The 20800-nt window shown below is 73.2% G+C and carries 19 protein-coding genes; 11 read left to right on the top strand and 8 right to left on the bottom strand.

The window, feature by feature from the left end; translation table 11 throughout:
- The first annotated feature begins 67 nt into the window (after positions 1-67).
- The gene (locus tag ABZZ17_RS08480; RefSeq protein WP_356873402.1) at positions 68-583 is read left to right on the top strand and encodes an aminoglycoside adenylyltransferase; all 516 of its coding nucleotides are present in this window, start codon (positions 68-70) and stop codon (positions 581-583) included.
- Positions 584-620: 37 nt separating this feature from the next.
- Here ABZZ17_RS08480 and ABZZ17_RS08475 read toward each other — a convergent pair whose 3' ends face one another.
- The gene (locus ABZZ17_RS08475) at positions 621-1859 is read right to left on the bottom strand and encodes a monooxygenase (protein WP_356873400.1); all 1239 of its coding nucleotides are present in this window, start codon (positions 1857-1859) and stop codon (positions 621-623) included.
- Between the two features lie 52 nt (positions 1860-1911).
- Positions 1912-2178: a glutaredoxin domain-containing protein gene (locus ABZZ17_RS08470; RefSeq protein WP_356873398.1), complete on the bottom strand. Its 267-nt coding sequence runs from the start codon at positions 2176-2178 to the stop codon at positions 1912-1914.
- Between the two features lie 60 nt (positions 2179-2238).
- On the opposite strand from ABZZ17_RS08470, the gene ABZZ17_RS08465 reads away from it, so the two are divergent.
- Together ABZZ17_RS08465 and ABZZ17_RS08460 are read left to right on the top strand one after the other, a co-directional pair.
- Entirely contained in the window at positions 2239-3447 is a 1209-nt protein-coding gene (locus ABZZ17_RS08465; RefSeq protein ID WP_356873396.1) for a DUF1266 domain-containing protein, read from the top strand.
- Positions 3448-3521: 74 nt separating this feature from the next.
- Complete coding sequence (locus ABZZ17_RS08460) at positions 3522-3929, top strand: PPOX class F420-dependent oxidoreductase (RefSeq protein ID WP_356873394.1); 408 nt, start codon at positions 3522-3524, stop codon at positions 3927-3929.
- A gap of 31 nt (positions 3930-3960) precedes the next feature.
- Here ABZZ17_RS08460 and ABZZ17_RS08455 read toward each other — a convergent pair whose 3' ends face one another.
- The 5 genes from ABZZ17_RS08455 to pdhA all read right to left on the bottom strand — a co-directional run bounded on the left by ABZZ17_RS08455 (position 3961) and on the right by pdhA (position 9546).
- Positions 3961-4725: a hypothetical protein gene (locus ABZZ17_RS08455; RefSeq protein WP_356873392.1), complete on the bottom strand. Its 765-nt coding sequence runs from the start codon at positions 4723-4725 to the stop codon at positions 3961-3963.
- A 111-nt stretch (positions 4726-4836) separates the two neighbouring features.
- Positions 4837-5775 (bottom strand): GNAT family N-acetyltransferase, encoded by a 939-nt coding sequence (locus ABZZ17_RS08450; protein WP_356873390.1) that lies wholly within the window; start codon positions 5773-5775, stop codon positions 4837-4839.
- A 121-nt stretch (positions 5776-5896) separates the two neighbouring features.
- Positions 5897-7339 carry a dihydrolipoamide acetyltransferase family protein gene (locus ABZZ17_RS08445; protein WP_356873388.1) on the bottom strand — a complete coding sequence of 481 codons (1443 nt, stop codon included), beginning with the start codon at positions 7337-7339 and terminating at the stop codon, positions 5897-5899.
- Between the two features lie 12 nt (positions 7340-7351).
- Positions 7352-8332, bottom strand: a complete 981-nt coding sequence (locus tag ABZZ17_RS08440; RefSeq protein ID WP_356873386.1) for an alpha-ketoacid dehydrogenase subunit beta — start codon at positions 8330-8332, stop codon at positions 7352-7354.
- Positions 8333-8337: 5 nt separating this feature from the next.
- Positions 8338-9546, bottom strand: coding sequence for a pyruvate dehydrogenase (acetyl-transferring) E1 component subunit alpha (pdhA, locus tag ABZZ17_RS08435; RefSeq protein WP_356873384.1), 1209 nt, complete (start codon positions 9544-9546; stop codon positions 8338-8340).
- A 325-nt stretch (positions 9547-9871) separates the two neighbouring features.
- On the opposite strand from pdhA, the gene ABZZ17_RS08430 reads away from it, so the two are divergent.
- Both ABZZ17_RS08430 and ABZZ17_RS08425 read left to right on the top strand, forming a co-directional pair.
- Positions 9872-10531, top strand: a complete 660-nt coding sequence (locus ABZZ17_RS08430) for a response regulator transcription factor (protein WP_030225053.1) — start codon at positions 9872-9874, stop codon at positions 10529-10531.
- A 182-nt stretch (positions 10532-10713) separates the two neighbouring features.
- Positions 10714-11136, top strand: coding sequence for a pyridoxamine 5'-phosphate oxidase family protein (locus tag ABZZ17_RS08425; protein ID WP_356873382.1), 423 nt, complete (start codon positions 10714-10716; stop codon positions 11134-11136).
- Between the two features lie 81 nt (positions 11137-11217).
- On the opposite strand, the gene ABZZ17_RS08420 is transcribed toward ABZZ17_RS08425, so the two are convergent.
- Complete coding sequence (locus tag ABZZ17_RS08420) at positions 11218-12825, bottom strand: protein kinase (RefSeq protein ID WP_356873380.1); 1608 nt, start codon at positions 12823-12825, stop codon at positions 11218-11220.
- Positions 12826-13063: 238 nt separating this feature from the next.
- Between ABZZ17_RS08420 and ABZZ17_RS08415 the strand changes: the two genes are divergently transcribed.
- The 6 genes from ABZZ17_RS08415 to ABZZ17_RS08390 all read left to right on the top strand — a co-directional run bounded on the left by ABZZ17_RS08415 (position 13064) and on the right by ABZZ17_RS08390 (position 20608).
- On the top strand, positions 13064-14746 hold the full coding sequence (locus ABZZ17_RS08415) for a protein kinase (protein ID WP_356873378.1): 1683 nt from the start codon (positions 13064-13066) through the stop codon (positions 14744-14746).
- Positions 14747-14997: 251 nt separating this feature from the next.
- A complete protein-coding gene (locus ABZZ17_RS08410; RefSeq protein ID WP_356873376.1) occupies positions 14998-15579 on the top strand; it encodes a hypothetical protein in 582 nt (193 codons plus the stop codon).
- 92 nt (positions 15580-15671) lie between these two features.
- Positions 15672-16337 carry a PadR family transcriptional regulator gene (locus tag ABZZ17_RS08405; protein ID WP_356873374.1) on the top strand — a complete coding sequence of 222 codons (666 nt, stop codon included), beginning with the start codon at positions 15672-15674 and terminating at the stop codon, positions 16335-16337.
- 26 nt (positions 16338-16363) lie between these two features.
- A complete protein-coding gene (locus tag ABZZ17_RS08400; RefSeq protein ID WP_356873372.1) occupies positions 16364-17107 on the top strand; it encodes an ABC transporter ATP-binding protein in 744 nt (247 codons plus the stop codon).
- Between the two features lie 101 nt (positions 17108-17208).
- Complete coding sequence (locus ABZZ17_RS08395; RefSeq protein ID WP_356873585.1) at positions 17209-19986, top strand: ABC transporter permease; 2778 nt, start codon at positions 17209-17211, stop codon at positions 19984-19986.
- A gap of 82 nt (positions 19987-20068) precedes the next feature.
- Positions 20069-20608: a bacterial proteasome activator family protein gene (locus tag ABZZ17_RS08390; RefSeq protein ID WP_356873370.1), complete on the top strand. Its 540-nt coding sequence runs from the start codon at positions 20069-20071 to the stop codon at positions 20606-20608.
- The last annotated feature ends 192 nt before the right edge of the window (positions 20609-20800 follow it).

The following is a 20800-nucleotide window of genomic DNA, read 5'->3' as shown; positions in this document are numbered from 1 at the left end:
CGGCGCGGAACCCCGTCAAGGGGGTCCGTACGGTCGCTCGGTGGCACGGGGGTCGTACGGTGCCCCCATGGACACCGCACGGGCACAACGGCAGTTGGCGATGATCGCGGAGGTGCGCGCGCTCGGGGTGGAGGTCTGGCTGCGGGGCGGCTGGGCCGTGGACTTCTGGCTCGGCCGGATCACCCGGGACCACGAGGACGTCGACTGGTTCGCCTGGTCCCGCGACGCCGGCCGGCTGACCGGGGCGCTCGTCGCCCGCGGGTACCGGGTCCTGCGCGCGGACGGCCAACAGCTGGACCTCGTGCGCGACGGCGAGGAGCAGAGCTTCGCCCTGCTCGACCGGGACGCCCGGGGCCGGGTCGTGGTGGCCGGCGGCCCGTGGGCGGGGACGCCGTGGCCCGCCGGGATGCTGGCCGAGGCTGAGCCGGGACGGCTGGGCTCCCTGGAGTGCCGGGTCGTCTCCCCGGCCGCGCAGATCGAGATCAAGCGGATGACGCCGGTGTGGATCCCGGGCCGCCCCCGACGGCCTAAGGACGCCGAGGACGTGGCCCGCCTGGAGGCGGCACTGGCCGGCCGGGGGTAGAGGGCCGGGGGTCGGGGGTCCAGGTCGTGCGACCGTCCTACGGGGTCATCGCCCGGCCGCCGATCCCGGGGGCACCGGCCAGTTGGGTCTGCCACCAGGCGGCCACCTCGGCGGGGGTCATCGCCGGCCAGGGCGGGGTCCGTTCGACCTGGGCGCGGCCGAGCCGGCGGGCCAGCGCGACCAGTTCCCGCCCGGCCGCGCCCCGGGCCTCGCGGTAGTCGCGCAGCAGCCCGTCCCAGGAGTCGGCCCGCCGCCAGGCCGCGGCGAAGGCGGCGGCGTCCTGGAGGGCCTTGGCGGCGCCGCTCGTGTTGTGCGGGCGGACGACGGTGGCCGCGTCACCGGCCAGCAGCAGCCGCCCGCCGGCGTTCCACGTGGTCTCCAGGTCGTAGATGGGCTGCACGAACGTGTCGGCCGGGTCGGTCAGGGCGAGCACCCGCCCCCAGTAGGCGGGGAACTCCCGCTCCAGCAACGCGCGCAGGTGGGTGGAGAGTTCCTGGGTCAGCGCGCCCGGCGGGAAGCTCGTCGGGTCGTCGAGGCGCAGCCGCCCGTCCTGGGGCGGCGCGGCGTACAGCACCCAGTTGACCCGGGGTCCGTCCGGGCCGGGGATCCGGTAGATCACGCAGCTCCCGCCGGGGAAGCAGACGGTGGTCACCGCTTCGGGGAAGGGGTCGGCGTCGCCGGCCGCCGCCTGCCGGGCGGCGTCGAGGTTGCCCCGCCAGCACACGTACCCGGCGTAGTGCGGCCGTGCTCCGGGGCAGAGCGCCTCGCGCACCACGGAGCGGTACCCGTCGGCGCCGACGGCCAGGTCGTACCGTTCGACGGCGCCGCCCGCGAGCCGCAGGACGGCTCCGTCGCCGCCCCCGGTCACGCCGGTCACCGTCGCGCCCTGCCGGTACACCACCGATTCCGGGGTCGCCGCGCGCAGCCCGCGCCACAGCAGGCCCCAGTGGTACGAGTGGAAGGGGAAGGGCTGCTCCCAGACGAGCCGCCCGCCGTCCCCGGCCCCGCGCCCGGCCCCGGTCTCGGCCCCGGGGTCCCGGACCACCCACCGGCGCCGCTCCAGCCGGTGCGCGGTGATCCCCGCGGGCAGCGTCCCGGCGGCGGTCAGCTCGGCGGCCCGCTCGTCGTGGACGCACAGCCCGAGGCCCCGGTCGGCGAGCCGGCCGCGCGTGCGTTCCAGTACGACAACCTCGTCCGCGCCCGCGCGGGCCGCCGCCGCCGCGAACGCGCAGCCCGCGATGCTCCCGCCGACGACCGCCACCGTTCCGCCCCGCATGCCCGTCTCCCGCCGCCGCGCCGCCCCGGTGCGTGTCCCCGGGCCGGACACCCTACTGAGCGGACCGCCCCGCCGCAGCGGCCGCGCGGATCTGCCGCAGCGTGGGGTTGACCATGGCCGGACCCGCTCCGACCACGACCGTGGGGACGGTTTCGTTGCCGTCGGCGACGCTGCGGACGAAGGCCGCGGCGTCGGGATCGCGCCAGATGTTGACCGGCCGGTACCGGGTGCCGGTCAGCCTGAGCTTGACCCGGAGCTTGATGCAGAAGACGCATCCGGGGCGCCAGTACACGGTGGGGGGACCATCGGCTGATGTCATGGCCGCACCATGCCACGACCGGGCCCCGGGGTGTCCGGGACGTCCGTATAGGGTCCCGGTATGGATGGCTGGACGGCGCCGAGCGCGATCGAGAGAGAGCTGTACGGGGCGAAGACGCGCGGGGACTGGCCCGGGTACCTCGACGCCCTCGCCCGCGCCGAACTGTTCCTCCCGCAGTCCCGCGCGCAGGTCGACGCCGATCCGCGGACGGCCCGTTTCCACCCCTCCCCCCGGGACGGCAGCCTCGCCGTCTACACCCGGGGCATGCTGCCCGCGCCCGACCCCGGGACCGTCTTCCTGCGCCAGAGCCTCGCCTGGTTCGCGAACGCCTGGGACGAGCGTGACCCGGCGTACCTCGCCGTGAACCCGGGCACGCCCGCCGAGGCGTACCTGAGCACCACGCCCGCCGACCGGGCCCGCTGGCGCGCGCACTGGGACGCCGCGCCCGCCTGGGGCCTGGCCCCCGGCGCCGTCCACGCCCTGCACACGGGCGGGCCGCTGCACGGGCCCGTCGCGCACGGCCTGGCCGTCGGGGCCCATCTGGCGGTCTCCAACGGGGAGTTCTGGAACGCCCTCGCCTACCACGGCAAGGGCTACACCCGTGAGCGCGAGCGCCTGCGCAAGGCGTGGGGGATCACGGACGCCGCCGGCTGGTTCGAGGTGCTGCGGCGCATGCAGGCCGCCGAAGTCGTCAGCCCCGTCTGGGAGTTCGCCCTGCGGGTGCGCCGGATGCTCGCCTCCGACTTCGCCGGCCCCGTCGACGTGGAGCACTGGCGGCACGCCGCCGAGTACGGCCTGCGCCGCAGCGCCGAGCAGGCCACCGAACCGAAGCTCACCCCGGAGGGGGTGACGGTCGCCGAGCCGCGGCCCGCCGCCGAGCTCGCGGGGGAGATAGCCGGGGTGCGGCGGCTCATCGGCCGGATCACCCGCTACGAGCAGCGTTTCCGCGCCGACGGGCTGCTCCCCGAGGACGGCTGGGTGCGTTCCGTCGAGGGCTGGGACCTCGGCCGGGCCTCGCAGATGGCCCGCTGGGGGCTCGCGGCCCGCTACTGCACCCTGGAGGACACCGAGCGCGCCGTCGTCAGGGCGGGCGAGGCGGCCGTCGGCACGTACCGGTCGTGGGAGGAACTGTCCGCCGGGTACGCGCTCGGGCGGTGCCTGCACTTCGACGAGGAGGAGTTCGGCGAGTGGTACGCGTCCTCCCTCGCCACCCATCTGACGCTCACCACCGAACCCACCAGCCCGTGGCTCAACATCCCCTGGCGGTAACGGACTTGGCTTAGTCTTCGGGCGCCTGCGCGAAGCCCGCCGGGGCCCCGGGCGCGCCGACTACCCTCGGGCGCATGACGATCACGCTGAACGACACCGTGCGACAGCTCCTCGACTCCCCGCACCCCGCGGTCCTGTCGACGATCAACCCGGACGGCAGCCCGCAGAGTTCGGTGGTCTGGGTGACCCGGGACGGCGACGACGTCCTCGTCTCCACCGAGCGGGGGCGCCGCAAGGAACGGAACATCGTGCGTGACGGCCGGGTCGGCCTGACCGTGTTCGACCTCGCCAACCCCTACCTGTACGCCGAGATCCGCGGCACCGCCACCGTCACCGAGGACGCCGGCCGGGCGGTGGCCGTCCGCATCGCCGAGGAGTACCTGGGCCCGGGCGCCGGCAAGGAGTACGCCGAAGCGCCCGCCGGGGACGTCCGGGTGATCGTGCGCATCACCCCGTCCAAGGTCGCCGGCAACGCGAGCTAGACCCGGTGGACCTTTCCGGTCACGGCACTGGTCACGGCAGGTGGGCCCGTACCGCCGACCAGGCGTCGACGGCCTCCGCCAGGGGGTCGTCGGCCGCCAGGTGGGGGCGTACGAGGACCATCCAGGCGATCAGGCTCTTGATGCGGCGCAGGTGCAGGATCCGGGGCGGCGGGAGGTCGCGCCAGCCGGCGGCCCGGGCCCGGGCCTCCTGCGGGGTGAGGTCGATCAGCTCCAGCAGTTCCCGGCACAGGCCCGCTGGATCGCCGCCGCGTCCGGGGCCGAACCGGCGGATCAGGTAGCTGCGGACGGCGGCCAGCTCGGAGCCGCGCGCGAGGTCGGGCGCCTCCTCGGCCTCGGCGCAGCGGTACGTGGCGGCGAGCGCGACCCGGCCCCAGCGCAGGCGGACCCCGTCGGGGAGGTCCTCGTCCCGCATCCGTACCGCGGCCAGGACGCGCAGGGTCCGCGGGTGCGGTTCCTCCAGCAGGGGCGGTCCGGTGGCCAGCCAGGCCTCCAGTTCCTCCAGGGCGTGCCCGTCGGGCGGTACCGAGGTGAGGACCTGCCCGCGGGCGAGCAGCGCGACCATGGGGCCCGTGAGGTGGACGCGGACCACGCGGCCGCCGCCGGCGGAGGGCACGGCCAGCCCGGCGGCCTCTATGCGGCGCAGCCCGAGCCTCGACGCCCCGGCGGCGTACACCTGCCCGGGCCGGGCGGCGCCGCCGAGGCACCGTACGAGGCACACCCCGCCGGTGACGTCGGCCCGTTCGACGGAGTACACCTGGAGCTCGGTGATGGGCACGCGGACCCCCCTTTCCCGGGCGGGAGGCTACCGCGCCGGGGCCGCGGATTCACCCGCCCGGGATTCACACGCCCCGGGTGCCCACGCCCCGGATTCACGCGCCGCGCGGGCTCACGTCCCGGCGGGCCGCTCCAGGACCAGACGGATCTCGGTGACCTCGTAGCCGGCCCGGTCGAAGGCGGCGGCCATCGGGGCGTTCACGGTGTCGGTGGTGGCGGTGATCCGTTCGGCGCCGGCGGCGGCGTGGAAGCGGGTGATCTCCGCGAGGATCTCGTCGATGAGGCCCTGGCCGCGCTGCTCGGGGACGACGCCGAGGTAGCCGACGTTGCGGTGGTAGGGGGTCGCGGAGGGGATGGCCATGCCCGCGCGGGTGCCGTCGGGGAGGTCGGCCAGGCGCCACCAGGAACGGTCTCCGGGGCAGTCGAGGTAGAAGGCGAAGTCGTCCCGGGCGAACTGCTCCTCGGTCATCGTGGCCAGCTCCTGCTGGGTGTTGAGGTCGAGGCTGCCCCGGGAGAGCCGGGCGAACGCGTCGAGGAACTCCTCGTCGGTGCCCTCGCGGAAGACGAGGCGCCCGGTGGGTTCGGCGGTCCCGGCGGCCGGGGTCCACTCGTAGCGCAGCCGCTCGACCTCCTGCGTCAGACCGGCCCGGGACGCGGCCTCCTGCCGCCAGGCCACGGCTGCGGCCAGCGCGGGGTCGGAGCGCCAGCCGCGCGGTAGGGACATGTTGTAGACCGGGGACTTGCCGAAGGCGGCGTGCCCGGCGGCCAGCAGGGCGGCGGCGAGCGCGGCCGGGTCGGCGACGTCCTCCCGTACCTGGAGGCAGTCGAGGGCGACGGGCCGCTCGCTGTCGGCGCGCCCCCACCACAGGGCGCGGGCGAGGATCCGGCCGTCCTCGTCCTCGGCGAACCAGATCCATTCGGGACGGATCCGGTGCGCGGCCAGCTCCTCGCGGACGCGGTCGGTGGTCAGGGCGGCGACGGGCCCGTCGGCCGGGTAGCCGAGGGCGCGGTCGAGGTCTGCGGGGTCTGCGGTGGCAGCGCGGAAGTTCATCCCGGAGATGATCACACCGGGTGGTGTGCCCCGCCAGGGGTTATCCGCGGGATCCGTCAGGTGGCGCGTGCCGAGGGCCGGCCCCCGGGTGGGGGGCCGGCCCTCGGCGGAGCGGTGCGCGCTACGACCAGGTGACGAGCCGGCGGGGGTGCTCCAGGACCGCCGCGATGTCGGCCAGGAAGCGGGAGCCGAGCTCGCCGTCGATGAGGCGGTGGTCGAACGACAGCGCCAGGGTGGTGACCTGGCGGGCCTTCACCTTGCCCTTGTGGACCCACGGCTGGAGCTTGATCGCGCCGACCGCGAGGATCGCGGACTCGCCGGGGTTGATGATGGGCGTACCGGTGTCGACCCCGAAGACGCCGACGTTGGTGATGGTGATGGTCCCGTGCTGCATGTCGCCGGGGGAGGTCTTGCCGTCGCGGGCCGTGGCGACCAGGGACGACAGGGCCTCGGAGAGCTCGGGCAGCGTCTTGGCGTGGGCGTCCTTGATGTTCGGGACGATCAGGCCGCGCGGGGTCGCCGCGGCGATCCCGAGGTTGACGTAGTGCTTGAGCACGATCTCCTGGGCCGCCTCGTCCCAGGACGCGTTGACGTCCGGGTTGCGGCGGATCGCCACGAGGACGGCCTTGGCGATGAGGAGCAGCGGGTTGATCCGCAGTCCGGCCAGGTCGGGATCGGCCTTGAGCTCGGTGACCAGCTTCATCGTCCGGGTCACGTCGAGGGTGATGAACTCGGTGACGTGCGGCGCGGTGAACGCCGAGCCGACCATCGCCTGGGCGGTGACCTTGCGGACGCCCTTGACCGGGATCCGGGTCTCCCGGGCCGACGCGTCCACGGCGACGGCCGGAGCCGGGACGGCCGCGGGGGCCGGCACGGCGGCGGGCGCGGGGGCGGCGGCGGGCGCCACCGCCTGCGGGGTGATCGCCGCGGCGGCCGCGGCGTGCACGTCCTCGCGGGTCACGACGCCGCCCTCGCCCGTGGGGACCACGGTGGCCAGGTCGATGCCGAGGTCCTTGGCGAGCTTGCGCACGGGCGGCTTGGCCAGCGGGCGCTCGCCCGTCGGCTGCGCCGGTACCGCGACGGCGGCGGCCGGGGCCGCGCTGCCGTTCTGGACGGCCACGGCCGGGGCGGTGCCGTTCTGCGCGGGCGCACCGTCGGCGGCCTTGCGCGGCCGGCGCTTCGTCGAGGCGGTGGAGACCCCGTACCCGACCAGGACGGGCTGGCGGGCCTCCGGGGCGGGCTCGTCGGCCGCGGCGGCCTCCGAGCCCGTCGCGACGGCGGGGGCCTCGGCGACCGGGGCTTCGGCCGGGGCGCCGGCACCGGCCGCGGTCTGCACCGAGATGATGACCTGGCCGACGTCGACCGTGGTCCCCTCCTCGAAGAGGAGCGCGTGCACGACCCCGTCGAAGGGGATCGGCAGCTCCACGGCCGCCTTCGCCGTCTCGACCTCGCACACGACCTGTCCGTCGGTGACGGTGTCACCCGGCTGGACGTACCACTTGAGGATCTCGGCCTCGGTGAGGCCCTCGCCCACGTCGGGCATCTTGAATTCGCGGATCGTCATGAACGTGGCTCCTCAGTACGCCAGCGAGCGGTCGACGGCGTCGAGCACCCTGTCCAGGCCGGGCAGGTACTCGTCCTCCAGGCGGGCCGGCGGGTACGGGGCGTGGAAGCCGCCGACGCGCAGCACCGGCGCCTCCAGGTGGTAGAAGCACCGCTCCGTGATGCGGGCGGCGATCTCGGAACCCATGCCCAGGAAGACCGGGGCCTCGTGGACGACCACGAGCCGGCGGGTGCGCTCCACGGAGGCCTGGAGCCCGTCGAAGTCCACGGGGGACATCGAGCGCAGGTCCACGACCTCGACGGACTTGCCCTCCTCGGCGGCCGCGGCGGCGGCCTCCAGACAGACCTTCACCATCGGCCCGTAGGCCGCCAGGGTGATGTCGGTGCCGGAGCGGGCGACGCGCGCCTTGTGGAGCTCGCCGGGGATGGCCTCGACATCGACCTCGCCCTTGTCCCAGTAGCGCCGCTTCGGCTCGAAGAAGATCACCGGGTCGTCGCTGAGGATCGCCTGCTGGAGCATCCAGTAGGCGTCGGAGGCGTTCGACGGCGAGACCACCTTGAGGCCCGGGACGTGCGCGAAGAGCGCCTCCGGGGACTCGCTGTGGTGCTCGACCGCGCCGATGCCGCCCGCGTACGGGATGCGGATGACGACCGGCATCTTGATCTTGCCGAGCGCGCGGGCGTGCATCTTCGCGAGCTGCGTGACGATCTGGTCGTAGGCGGGGAAGACGAACCCGTCGAACTGGATCTCCACGACCGGCCGGTACCCGCGCAGGGCCAGGCCGATGGCGGTGCCGACGATGCCCGACTCGGCGAGCGGGGTGTCGATGACCCGCTCCTCGCCGAAGTCCTTCTGGAGCCCGTCGGTGATGCGGAAGACGCCGCCCAGCTTGCCGACGTCCTCGCCCATGATCAGGACCTTGGGGTCCGTGTCCAGGGCCTTGCGCAGCGACTCGTTGAGCGCCTTCGCGATCGACATCTTCTCGATGGCCATGGTGGTCACTCCCCACCCTCGAAGGACGCGAGGTAGGCGGCGAACTGCGCGCGCTCCTCGTCGACGAGCGCGTGCCCGTCCGCGTAGACGTTCTCGAAGATCGCCATCGTGTCGGGGTCGGGCATGGCCCGTACGACCTCGCGCACGCGCTTGCCCAGGACCTCGCTCTCCGCCTCCAGCTCCGCGAAGAACGCCTCGTCGGCGCCCCCGGAGGCCAGCAGGTGGGCCTTCAGGCGCAGGATCGGGTCCTTCGCCTCCCAGGCCGCGGTCTCCTCGTCGCGCCGGTACTTCGTCGGATCGTCCGACGTCGTGTGCGCGCCCATGCGGTACGTGAACGCCTCGACCAGGGTCGGGCCCTCGCCGCGGCGCGCCCGCTCCAGCGCCCAGCGGGTGACCGCGAGGCAGGCCAGGACGTCGTTGCCGTCGACGCGGACGCCGGGGAAGCCGAAGCCCTGGGCGCGCTGGTAGAGCGGTACGCGCATCTGGCGCTCGGTGGGCTCGGAGATGGCCCACTGGTTGTTCTGGCAGAAGAACACGACCGGCGAGTTGTAGACCGCCGAGAAGGTGAAGGCCTCGGCCACGTCGCCCTGGCTGGACGCGCCGTCGCCGAAGTAGGCGATGACCGCGGAGTCCGCGCCGTCCTTGGCCACGCCCATGGCGTAGCCGGTCGCGTGGAGCGTCTGCGAGCCGATGACGATCGTGTACAGGTGGAAGTTGTTGACCGTCGGGTCCCAGCCGCCGTGGTTCACACCGCGGAACATGCCGAGCAGGTTGGTCGGGTCGACGCCGCGGCACCAGGCCACGCCGTGCTCGCGGTAGGTCGGGAAGACGTAGTCGTCGTCGCGCAGTGCCCGTCCGGAGCCGATCTGCGCCGCCTCCTGGCCCAGCAGCGAGGCCCACAGGCCCAGCTCGCCCTGACGCTGGAGGGCGGTCGCCTCCCCGTCGAAGCGGCGGGTGAGGACCATGTCGCGGTAGAGCCCGCGCAGGTCCTCGGTGGTGATGTCCGCGACGAAGGGCGCGAACTCGGCGAGGTCAGGATTGTCCGCGACCTCGACCCGTTCTCCCTCGGGCGTCAGCAGTTGTACGAGCTGAGGCTCGGCGTCGTGCGGCTGTGCGGTGGCAGCGGCGGTCTTGCGGGCGCTCGCCGCGCCGGCCGCCCGCTTGGTGCCGCTGCTGCGTCGCGGCTTGCGCGCGGCAGTGCTCTCCACGGTCACGTGTGCTCCTCCGTCGGTCCGGCACCCGGGTTCTCCGGGGTCCAGTGCGGCTCACCTGCATCTGTACCCGCGCACGGGGTGGGTGCGCGTCGAGTACGGGATTCAGGCGTGACAGGTGCCCCGGCGAGTGCCCTGCGCAATGCACGTTACCCAGTGCGCCGTATAACCGCGAAACCCCGTTTGACCTGCGATTTTGCTTGGATATCCAAGTAAATCGGCGAGGGCGCGAACAACCACTGGTCACAGCCTTGCAGGGGGCCGGAACAACGGCACGTTATCCCGGGTAACTCCGGCAGGGAAGGGGTGAGTGTGTGAAACTGACTTCGTGCGCGAAGACGGAAAAATCAAGGTATTCCTCCTGGACGACCACGAAGTGGTACGTCGGGGTGTTCATGAGCTGTTGTCGGTCGAAGACGACATCGAGATCGTGGGCGAGGCCGGTACCGCCGCGGACGCGCTGGTGCGCATCCCGGCGACCCGTCCCGACGTCGCGGTCCTCGACGTGCGGCTCCCGGACGGCAGCGGCGTCGAGGTGTGCCGGGAGGTGCGCTCGCAGAACGAGGACATCAAGTGCCTGATGCTGACCTCGTTCGCCGACGACGAGGCGCTGTTCGACGCGATCATGGCGGGTGCCTCGGGTTACGTCCTCAAGGCGATCCGCGGCAACGAGCTCCTGAGCGCCGTCCGCGACGTGGCCGCCGGCAAGTCGCTGCTGGACCCCGTCGCGACCGCGCGGGTGCTGGAGCGGCTGCGCGACGGCAAGAACGGCAAGGGTGACGACCGGCTCTCCAACCTCACCGAGCAGGAGCGGAAGATCCTCGACCTGATCGGCGAGGGCCTGACGAACCGGGTCATCGGCGAGCGGCTGCACCTGGCCGAGAAGACGATCAAGAACTACGTCTCCAGCCTGCTGTCGAAGCTGGGCATGGAGCGGCGCTCCCAGGCCGCCGCGTACGTGGCCCGCCTCCAGGCCGAGAAGCGCTGACGCGGCCGGCACGGCGGCCGTCACGCTGAGTGGCGGCGCACGGCCGTGGCCACCCTTCCCGGTAGGCCTCGGGTGTCCGCTGGGCTGCCCGGGGCGCGCCGGGACCATTCGGGACCAACGTCCCCGATCATCGGGGCGGGCTCCTCTTTCCCGACCGCTCGTCGGTGCCGGAGAGTGGTCGCATGTCCCCTGAGGAACTCCACGCCATCGAACTGCTGCGCCGCGTGCCCTACGGCCGGGTCGCCACCAGCATGCGCGCGCTGCCCTTCCTCGCCCTCGCCCGCCACATCGTGGTGGAAGGCAAGGTCGTGCTGCGGATGCACGCCGGTTTCGGCTACCACCAGGCCTGCAACGGCAGTGTCGTCTCGTACGGGGCCGACAACTTCAATTCCCCCGACGCCGCGCTCTGGTCGGTGCAGTTCACCGGCACCGCGGAGATCGTCGAACCGACGACCGCGGAACTGGAACTTTTCGGTCCGGGGCCGCATTTCGTGGACGGAGCGGTGTTCGACCCGGTCTACATGCGCGTCGAACCCCAGCTCGTCACCGTGCACACCCTCGGGAATCCGAACCGGCGGGAACGGCAATACCAACACGCACTGTGATCATCGGACGAGTCGTCCGGATACGCGGAAGGGCCCGGCGGAAGGAATTCCGCCGGACCCTTTCCGGTACGCCGGGACGCGCTACCCGTTGGGCCCCGGGTCGCCGCTGCCCCCGTCGGGGGGCGACGGCTTCGTGGTCGGCGGATCCTGCGTAGGAGGCTTCGACACCGGCGACTCCACCGGAGTGGACTTCGACGGCGCCGGGCTCGACGGCGGGTTGGTGCTCGGCGTCGGGCTGGTGCTCGGAGTGAACTTGCTCCGGCTCGGCGTCGGCACGTACGTCTCGTCGTGGGTGCGCGAGGTCTCCGGCGCCGACGGGCTCGACGGGGTCTCGGGGTCCGTGCCGCCCTGGCTGCTCTGCGAGGCGCCCGGCGAGCTCTGGTTCACGCCCGGCGACTTGTCCTTGTTGTTGCCGTTCTCGTTGAAGGTCTTCACCGCGTACGCCACACCGCCGGCGATCGCGAGCACCGCGAGCAGGGCGAACAGCATCATCTTCCAGCGGCCGCCGCCCGGGCGGTCGTCGTAGCCGCCGTGGCCGTTCTGCCCGCCGCCCTGGCCGCCGTGACCGCCGCCGCCCGGGAAGGCCGAGCCGTCGTCCGGGTTGAGCGGGGGCACCATCGGCCGCTGGAACTGCGAGGTCGTGGCGTGCGAGGGGAACTGGTTCGGGTGCTGGCCGCCGTTGCCGGCCGGCTGCATCGCCGTGGTGGCCGCGCCGGGCTGGCCGTGCGGGAGCGCCATCGTGACCGGGCCGGTGTTCCAGGTACCGGTGTTCGCGCCCTGCTCCTGGAGCATCTGGAGGGCGTACTGGACGAGCCCGCGCATCTCCTCGGCGCTCTGGAACCGGTCGTCCGGGTCCTTGGCGAGCGACCGCATGACGAGGCCGTCGAGTTCCTGCGGGATCGTGTGGCCCTCGGGCAGCTGCGAGGGCGGCACCGGGGCGTCCTGCACGTGCTGGTAGACCACCGAGAGCGGGGTCTCGCCGGTGAAGGGGGGCCGCAGCGCGAGGAGTTCGTAGAGCAGACAGCCCGTCGCGTACAGGTCGCTGCGATGGTCCACGGCCTTGCCGAGGGCCTGTTCGGGCGACAGGTACTGCGGGGTGCCCATGACCATGCCGGTCTGCGTCATCGTCGACTGCACGCCGTGCAGGGCGCGGGCGATGCCGAAGTCCATCACCTTCACCGCACCGGTGTTGGTGATGATGACGTTCGCGGGCTTGATGTCGCGGTGCACGATGCCGTGCTGGTGCGAGTACGCGAGGGCTTCCAGCACGCCCGAGACGATGATCAGCGCCTGCTCGGGGCCCGGGGCCTCGGCGCTGATCAGCAGGTCGCGGATGGTGCGGCCCTCGACGAGCTCCATCACGATGTAGGGGACGACGTTCGGTCCGACCCGGTCCTCGCCCGAGTCGTACACGGCGACCACGGCGTGGTGGTTGAGGCCGGCGACCGACTGGGCCTCGCGCGTGAAGCGGGCCTTGGACACCGGGTCCTCGGCGAGGTCCGCACGCAGCAGCTTGACGGCGACGGTGCGGCCGAGGCGCACGTCCTCGGCGGCGAACACCTCCGCCATGCCGCCGCGGCCCAGGCGGTGGGTCAGCCGGTAACGGCCGTCCCCGACCAGGCCGCCCGCGCCCCAGTGCTCGGGACCGTCAGCCATCCCGGCGCCGTTTCCCTCGGGTTCGGGTGCCATCAGTCCTCGCCGTCGTCTCTCTCGTCCGCTCTAGCGGTAGGTCCTCATCGGGTCCTCATCGGGTGCTCCGATGAACGCTACAGCCTCGGAACCGGTCACCGTTCGGACGAAGGCACCCCGTGGCACCGTGGTCACGGAACGGGCACCTGGCTTGACGTGTGCTTGCCCTCCGGCAGACTGGGCGCCACATGCGCTCAGCCAGACGCGTAGGGACACAGCCCGAGGGGAAGCAACAGTCATGAGCCAGGACGGCACACAGGGCCGGTACGCAGGCGGCTCTCTGGCCGGTGGCCGTTACCAGCTAAGGGATTTGCTGGGTGAGGGCGGCATGGCGTCGGTCTACCTCGCGTACGACTCCGCCCTCGACCGGCAGGTTGCGATCAAGACCCTGCACAGCGAACTGGGGCGCGAGGCGTCCTTCCGCGAGCGGTTCCGCCGCGAGGCGCAGGCTGTTGCGAAACTGTCGCACACCAATATCGTCTCGGTCTTCGACACGGGCGAGGGCGAGGTCGTCTTCGGCGGTCCCGCCGGCGGCGACAGCACCGTGATGCCCTACATCGTCATGGAATACGTGGAAGGTCAGCCTCTGGGCTCCGTCCTGGAGTCGGACATCCGCCAGTACGGCGCGATGCCGGCGGACAAGGCGCTGAAGGTGACGGCCGACGTGCTGGCCGCGCTGGAGACCAGCCACGAGATGGGCCTGGTCCACCGCGACATCAAGCCCGGCAACGTGATGATGACCAAGCGCGGCGTGGTCAAGGTGATGGACTTCGGCATCGCCCGGGCCATGCAGTCGGGGGTCACCTCGATGACGCAGACCGGCATGGTCGTCGGCACCCCCCAGTACCTCTCCCCGGAGCAGGCGCTGGGGCGCGGCGTGGACGCCCGTTCCGACCTGTATTCGGTCGGCATCATGCTGTTCCAGCTGCTGACCGGACGCATCCCGTTCGAGGCGGACTCGCCGCTGGCGATCGCGTACGCGCACGTCCAGGAGGAGCCGGTCGCTCCGTCAACGATCAACCGGTCCGTCACTCCCGCGATGGACGCGCTGGTCGCGCGGGCGCTGAAGAAGAACCCGAACGAGCGCTACCCCACGGCCGCCGCGATGCGCGACGACCTGATGCGGGTGCTGTCGGCCGGTCAGACGGGCGCCCCCGTCATCGTGCCCGGCGCCGTCACCGGCGGCAGCGGCGCGGGCGTGGGCTCGGCCGTGTTCCCGCCCGTGGACTCCGGCTTCCAGTCGCCGCCGCCGCACGCGCTCCAGCAGCCCTACCAGAACCCGCAGACGCCGGCGCCGTCCCCGTACGCGCCGACGCCCGCGCCGCAGCACCAGGGCGGTTACGCGTACCCGCAGCAGGGCGTGCACACCCCGCCGCCCGCGCAGCAGTACGCGCCGCAGACCCCGGCGCCGTTCACCATCTCGCCGTCGAACACCGGCGGATCGGGTTCCGGTCCAGCGGGCGGCTCCGGCGGCGGCAAGCGGAACACGCCCGTCATCGTGGGCGCGATCGTGGTGGCCCTGCTGGCCGTCGGCGGTCTCATCGCGGCGATCTCGATGAACGGCAAGGACGAGGACCCGCAGGCCGGGCCGAGCACCCCGAGCGCGTCGGCGTCCGGATCGGCCGCGGCGGGCCACAAGGGGCCTGACCTCTCGCGGACGATCGACGCCGAGAAGTGCAAGAAGGCCAGCAAGTCCTACAAGGACGCGAACAAGGTCATGGCGCCGGACCTGCGGTACAAGAACCTCCGCTCGGTCAAGGAGTGCCTCCAGGCCGCCGGCTGGCGCTACGAGATCGAGATGCGGGACGAGGCCGTCTACGGCCAGGACACCGTGCTGGAGCAGCTGCCCGCGGCCGGTACGGACGTCGCCAAGGACGACACGGAGTTCACGCTGATCGTCTCCACCGGCAACCCGCAGTAGGGGCCGCCCCGGTTCCCCGGGGGCCCCGCACGACACACCCGGCATCCCGGGCCACCCCTATGGGCGGCCCGGGATGCCGCTTTTGCCCCATTATGTAAATCTGAGCACGTCGTGTCGGTCGCTTCCGCTCCGGTCGTGCCGGTCGCTACCGCTCCGGTCGTGGCCGTCGCTTCCGCTTCGGTCGTGCCGGTCGCTTCCGTCGTGTCGGTCACTTCCGCTTCATCGGTCACCCGGAACGGGAGGGGCTCCCCGTGATCCACCGCCTCCGCGCACCGCACCGGGCGGCCGGAGCCGCGCTCGCAGCCGCGCTGTTGCTGGTGGCGGCGCCGGCGAGCGCCACCCCCGCCCGCGCCCCCGGCGCCGCCGCGCCCGCGGGTGCCGCGCACGTGGCCGACGTACCGGACGAGGCGTACGAGGAACTCGCCGGCAGCGCAGCGGGCGTCGGCCGGGAGCGCCCCGGGCGGCCCGCCGCCGAGCCGGCCTCCGTCGAGCTGGCCCCGGTGTCGCGGCCGGTGCGGCCCGGCCGGCCCGCTCACCCCGACCACCCCGACCAGCCCGACCGTCCCGGCCGTCCCGCGCGTCCGGCGCACCCCGCGCGGCCGCCCGCGGAGCCGGCCGTTCCGGCCGTGCCGCCGGTGCCGCCGGAGGGCGTCGCCCCGGAACCGTTGCCGCACGTCGAACCGGACCCGCCCGCCTCGGTCAACGCGCTCGGCACCGGGCCGAACGAGCGGGCCGCCGACCTGGCCGCCCACCTGGTGCCGCTCGGCACCGGACTGGCCCTCATGGGGCTGGGCCTCGGCTACATGGGCGTGCGGCTGCGGCGCGGCCGCTGACGGACCCCGCGGGGCTCCGGGCCGTCCCGGCCCGTCCGGTCCCGTCCGGGGCAGGCTTGCGAGCGACGGCATACTCGGTATACATACTGAGTATGTCGATTCGCCACGGCCTTCTCGCCCTGCTGGAACGGGGCCCCCGGTACGGCTCACAGCTGCGCACCGAATTCGAGTCCCGCACCGGTTCCACCTGGCCGCTCAACGTCGGGCAGGTGTACACCACCCTCGCCCGCCTGGAGCGCGACGGCCTCGTCGCCCCCGGCGGCGAGGACCCGGCCGGGCACACCCTCTACGTCATCACCGACACCGGACGCGCCGAACTGCACCAGTGGTACGAGCGCCCCGTCGACCGCACCAACCCGCCCCGTGACGAGCTGTCCATCAAGCTCGCCATGGCCGTCGGCGCCCCCGGCGTCGACATCCGCGCCGTCATCCAGTCCCAGCGGCACGCCACGGTCCAGGCCATGCAGGACTACACCCGGCTCAAGGCACAGGCCCTCGCCGCCATCGAGAGCGGCCGGGCGGACGAACGCGACGACCTGGCCTGGCTGCTGGTCCTGGAACAGCTGATCTTCCAGACCGAGGCCGAGGCCCGCTGGCTCGACCACTCCGAGGCACGGCTCGTACGGATCTCCCAGCAGGCCGCCCGGGCACCCTCCGAGCCCGCCCCGCCCGGGCCCACCGCCACCGGATCCGTCACCGAGCCCGCCGCCGGCACCACCGCCGGCCGGCCCCGTACCGCCCGCACGCGGCGGGGCTGAACCACCGCTCCCAGGGGGAACCCCTCATGCCCGACCAGCACCGCACACAGCCCGTACTCCAGCTCGACCAGCTCGTCCGCACGCACGGCAGCGGCCCCACCGAGGTGCACGCCCTGCGCGGGATCGACCTCAGCGTCCACCCCGGCGAACTCGTCGCCGTGATGGGCCCGTCCGGCTCCGGCAAGTCCACGCTGCTCACCCTCGCGGGCGGCCTCGACACCCCGACCAGCGGCCGGGTCGTCGTCGAGGGCGTCGACATCACCACCGCGAGCCGCAAGCAGCTCGCCGCGCTGCGCCGCCGCAGCATCGGCTACGTCTTCCAGGACTACAACCTCATACCGGCGCTCACCGCCGCCGAGAACGTCGCCCTGCCCCTCGAACTCGACGGCGTCTCCGCCCGCAAGGGCCGCACCGCCGCCCTCGCCGCGCTGGAGGAGATGGGCCTCGTGCAGCTCGCCCACCGCTTCCCCGACGAGATGTCGGGCGGCCAGCAGCAGCGCGTGGCCATCGCCCGCGCCCTGGTCGGCGACCGCCGCCTGGTCCTCGCCGACGAGCCCACCGGTGCCCTCGACTCCGAGACCGGCGAGTCCGTACTCGCCCTGCTGCGCACCCGCTGCGACGCGGGCGCGGCCGGGATCCTGGTCACGCACGAACCCCGCTTCGCCGCCTGGGCGGACCGGGTCGTCTTCCTGCGCGACGGCACCGTCGTCGACGAGACCCTGCGCAGCGGGGCCGATTCGCTGCTCTCCGGGCGGGCGGCCGGCCTGTGACCTCCCCGCTCCGCTCCTGGTACCACCCCTGGGCCGCGGCCCTGCGCATCGCCCGCCGGGACGCCTGGCGCGCCAAGGGCCGCAGCGCCCTCGTCCTGTCGATGATCGCCCTGCCGATCGTCGGCGTGAGCGCCGCCGACCTCGCCTTCCGCAGCGGCGAACTCACCCCCGAACAGACGCTGAGCCGTTCCATCGGCGCCGCCGACGCCCGGATCACCGAAGCCGGCGTCGACGGACCCGTCTACCAGCACCCCGACGGCAGGAACCACGCCCCCGTCGGCGGCTACGACGCCTACCGGCCGGCCGCCGACGGGAAGGAACGCCCGTCGCTGAAGTCCCTGATCCCCGCCGGGGTCAAGGCCGTCCCCGACACCACGGCCCACGCCAAGGTGCACACCGCGCACGGCCTGCTCGCGACCGAACTGCGCGAGCTCGACGTGCACGACCCGCTGGCCAAGGGCATCGTCGCCCTCGACCGCGGCCGGCTGCCCGAGAAGCCGGGCGAGATCATCGCCACCACCAGCTTCCTGGAGGCCTCGGGGCTGTACGTCGGCTCCTCGGCCACCCCGCGCGGCTCGCAGGCCTCGTACAAGATCGTGGGAGCTTACGAGCTGCCCTCGCACCTGAAGAACCCCGAGCTGCTCGCCCTGCCCGGCCAGCTGCTCGCCCCGCTCGACAAGGCCCTCCAGGCCTCCGGAACGACCGGGATCCGGGCCGAGGACGCCTTCCTCCTGTCGATCGGCTCGGGTTCGGGTTCGGGCTCGGGCTCGGCTGGTTTCACGTGGAACATGGTCAAGGAGGCCAACACCAAGGGCGTCCTCGTACTGTCCCGCACGGTGACCCTGAACCCACCCGCCGACTCCGAGGTGCCCCTGTTCAAGCAGCAGCCGAAGGAGCAGTTCGACATCAACGGTGGCGGCGGGGCCACCGAGAAGGCCATCCTCGCCACCGTCGTCGGCCTCACCATGCTGGAGATCTGCCTGCTCGCCGGACCCGCCTTCGCGGTCGGCGCCCGGCGCTCCCGACGCCAGCTGGGCCTGCTCGGCGCGAACGGCGGCGACCGGCGGCACATCCGGGCCGTCGTGCTCTCCGGCGGCCTGGTGATCGGCGCCGCGGCCGCCGTCATCGGCACCGCCGTCGGCGTGGCCCTCACCATCGCGCTGCGGCCCGTCCTGGAGGAACAGCTCGGCGCCCGCTTCGGCGGCCTCTCGTTCCGACCGCTGGAACTCCTCGGCATCGCCCTGCTCGCCGTCGTGACCGGCCTGCTGGCCGCGATCGTCCCCGCCGTGACCGCGTCCCGGCAGACCGTCCTGGCCTCGCTCACCGGCCGCCGCGGCGTACGCCGCGCGAACCGGATCCTGCCCGTCGTCGGCCTGGTCGCCGTCGCCGCGGGCGCCACGATCGCCCTGTACGGAGCTCGCTTCCAGAGCAGCTCCACCGTCGTCGCGGGCGGCAGCGCCCTCGCCGAGCTGGGCATCGTCGCCCTCACCCCGGTCCTCGTCGGCCTCTTCGGCCGGGTCGGGCGCTGGCTGCCGCTGTCGCCGCGGCTCGCGCTGCGCGACGCCGTCCGCAACCGGGGCCGTACGGCGCCGGCCGTGGCCGCCGTACTGGCCGCCGTCGCCGGAACCGTCGCCGTCTCCACCTACCAGCACAGCCGAGACGTGCAGGCACGCCAGGAGTACACCGCTCAGCTCCCGGCCAACGCCGGGTCCCTGTTCAGCGACAACAGCGGCTACAAGGACGTTCCGGCCCTGCGGGAGAGCCTCTCGAAGAACCTGCCCGTGGCCGTACGGGCCGACGTGGACCGGATGGTCGTCGGCAACGCCGGCTGCGAGTCGTACTCCTCTGATCCGAAGTGCGGGCAGGTCGAGCTCATCGTCCCGAAGGAGCAGCGCTGCCCGCTCTACGAGGCCCCGAACGGCCCCGCCTCCTTCACCCCGGAAAAGGCCCGTGAGCTGCGGCAGGACCCCCGCTGCGCGTTCCGCGAGTTCTCGCCCGCCGTCGACGTGGTCGTCGCGGACGAGAAGCTGCTGAGCGTGCTGGCGGTCACCGACCCCGGTTCCACCGCGGCCCTGAAGGCGGGTCAGCCCGTCTCCTTCGACCGCCGCGACGTGAAGGACGGGAAGGTCACCCTGCGGATCGTCACCGACCACGACGCCGCCGACCGGGCCCGCCGCGACAACGCCGAACTGCCCGGTCAGGACAAGGTGTTCGCCACCCACCAGGCGCCCGCCTCGGCGGAGTCGTGGGGCGTACGGCTGGTCCTGCCGCCCTCCGCCGTCAAGGCCGCCGGCATCGCCACGGCCCCGGCCGGCGCGTTCTTCAGCCTCGACGGAAAGGCCGGCAGCGAGCAGCGGCAGCGCTTCGACGGAGAGCTCGACCGGATGGGCGCCGACGCCAGCCTGATGATCGAGGAGGGGTACCAGGACGAAAGCACCCTGGGCGTGCTCGTCCTCACCGTCTTCGCGGGCCTGGTCACCATCGGCGCGGCCGGCATCGCGACCGGCCTGGCCCAGGCCGACGCCGAGGCCGACCTGAAGACCCTCGCGGCCGTCGGCGCTCCGCCGCGGGTCCGTCGCACGCTCAGCGGCCTCCAGTGCGCGGTGGTCGCCCTGATGGGCGTGGTCCTGGGCTCCGCGGCCGGCATCCTGCCCGCCGTCGGACTGCGGATCACCCAGGAACAGGAGCAGGAGCGGCTGCTCCGCACGCACATCGAGATGGGGTACCAGGCGCTCACCGACACCGCGGTCCACGTGCCGATCGCCGTGCCGTGGTCCACGCTCGCCGGGCTCCTCGTCGTCGTCCCGCTCGGAGCCGGTCTGCTGGCCGCGCTCGTCACCAAGTCGAGCGGAGCGCTGGCGCGGCGCGAAGCCGGGTGATGTCACTGCCCCCGCACAGGGTGGATCACGCCCTTGCGGGGGCACACCGTGTGAGTACGCAGGTGTGCGAGAGAATGTCGGCATGGAGATGCCGAGGAGTGAACGGTCGCAGGACAGCCCCCCGCACGTCCTGATCGTGGGACAGGACGGGACGGCGGTCGGCGGCGCCGATGACGAGTCGCGCGAGGTTCCGGTGACGGAGATGGTCGAACAGCCCGCCAAGGTCATGCGGATCGGCAGCATGATCAAGCAACTTCTGGAAGAAGTCCGCGCCGCCCCTCTGGACGAGGCCAGCCGGGTCCGTCTGAAGGACATCCACGCGGCGTCGGTGAAGGAACTCGAAGACGGCCTCGCTCCGGAGCTGGTCGAGGAACTGGAGCGCCTCTCACTGCCGTTCACCGAGGAGGCCATCCCCTCCGAGGCAGAACTGCGGATCGCGCAGGCGCAGTTGGTGGGCTGGCTGGAGGGTCTCTTCCACGGGATCCAGACGGCCCTGTTCGCGCAGCAGATGGCGGCGCGGGCCCAACTGGAGCAGATGCGCCGGGCCCTGCCGCCGGGCGGATCGCACGAGGACGACGAAGACGGCCCGCACGGCGCGGTCCGCTCCGGCCCCTACCTCTAGGCCGCCCCGCCCCGTCGTCGAAACGCCCGCTTACGTCAGGTAAGCGGGCGCCCCTCCGCCTGCCGATGCACAGCACCGGCCGCCACGGCCCACCACCTCCGGGCGCCCCCCCCTTGCGGCACGGCGCCCGGGCGGGCACCCGTCCCTCCAACCCAGCCGCCATCCGAAGCATGAGCCCGGGCGCGACCCTTG

Origin of the sequence: Streptomyces sp. NPDC006512 (genome assembly GCF_040611935.1) — a bacterium.
In the GTDB taxonomy this organism is placed as follows: domain Bacteria; phylum Actinomycetota; class Actinomycetes; order Streptomycetales; family Streptomycetaceae; genus Streptomyces.
The sequence above is the reverse complement of the archived record's forward strand: the minus strand, read 5'-3'. Positions and strand labels throughout refer to the sequence as shown.